This window comes from Streptomyces sp. NPDC058001, from assembly GCF_042886315.1.
In the GTDB taxonomy this organism is placed as follows: domain Bacteria; phylum Actinomycetota; class Actinomycetes; order Streptomycetales; family Streptomycetaceae; genus Streptomyces.
In genome coordinates this window covers 1-1,177 of the sequence record NZ_JBHVQT010000007.1, presented here as the reverse complement: position 1 = coordinate 1,177, position 1,177 = coordinate 1, and the positions used below count along the sequence as shown (strand labels likewise).

The 1,177-nt window shown below is 64.5% G+C and carries 2 protein-coding genes; both read left to right on the top strand.

Annotation, left to right across the window (positions count from 1 at the left end):
• The coding region (locus tag ACFVT5_RS18190; protein ID WP_389888228.1) for an IPT/TIG domain-containing protein at positions 1 to 382 on the top strand (382 nt) is incomplete at its 5' end.
• A 217-nt stretch (positions 383 to 599) separates the two neighbouring features.
• Positions 600 to 1,082: an Ig-like domain-containing protein gene (locus ACFVT5_RS18185; protein WP_389888225.1), complete on the top strand. Its 483-nt coding sequence runs from the start codon at positions 600 to 602 to the stop codon at positions 1,080 to 1,082.
• Positions 1,083 to 1,177: the final 95 nt, after the last annotated feature.

The window sequence follows — 1,177 nt, the reverse complement described above, 5'->3', positions numbered from 1 at the left end:
GTACATCGTCAACTCCGCTACGCAGATCACCGCTGTGGCGCCCGCCGGAACGGGGGCGGTGGCGGTCAGCGTCACCACGGTCGGCGGCATCAGCAACTCCGTCACCTACACCTATGTGACGCTGCCGGTCCTCACCGCTCTCTCCCCGACCCAGGGGCCGACCGGAGCCGGGGCCGGTGTCACGCTGACGGGCACCGGCCTGACCACGACGACCACCGTGCTCTTCGGTGGCACGTCCGCGGCGTTCACGGTCCTGTCCGACACCTCTGTCGTCGCGCTCGCCCCGGCGGGAGCGGCGGGTTCCGTCAACGTGAACGTCATCTCACTCGGTGGAACCAGCAACTCCCTCACCTACACGCGTGTACCACCCCCGGTGATCTAGCCGGGCGGCGATATCCGCAGGAAGGAGCGGCGAAAACGGCTTCACATTCCCGTTCTCGGATTCTTAAACAACGCGCCTGCCTTTTGGGTGCCCCTCTGATCCAAGTGGGTCGACCCGCCAATGTCTCCAGAGATTGCGGTAATTCGCCACGTAGGGTGACGCTCCCTGACCCCCTACGGCGGACCTCCGCCGACTGGACGATCTAGGAGTCGAACCGATGGCACGTTGGGAAAAGAAGAAAGCTTGGAAAGTGGTCGCCTGTACGGCTTTGGCCACGGTGGTGGGATTCGCCTCACCCGCGGCTGCGGCCGTGCCGTCCAGTACAGCCGTCCAGGCATCACCGTCCTCGACGACGGTGGGATCGCCGGTGTCACTCACCGCGACAGTGACGTGCACCGGGGACCCCAGCGGTGGTCTCGGTATGACGTTCTTCGACGGCCCTGACATCCTGGACACCGTGCCCGTCGGCGCTAATGGGAACGCGGCGTACACGGCGAGTTTCTCCTCGACCGGCACGCACACGATCACGGCCGCCTACAACGGCAATGACAACTGTGGTGCTTCGAACGGCACAACGTCGGTCGTGGTATCCACGACGCCTGTACCCCCCACCCCTCCGAACGGGTACTGCCTGCTCGCCTGCGGTGGACTGATCAATTTCCAGGTCGGCGATATCCACAACGAGATCATCACTCGTTAGCCTCGATCATTCATGAGTCCTCGTCAGCTTGCTGACGGGGACTCTGCGTCTGTGTGGTGGGGACTTTTCGGGGCTGGGGCAGGCTGAGGGCCCGG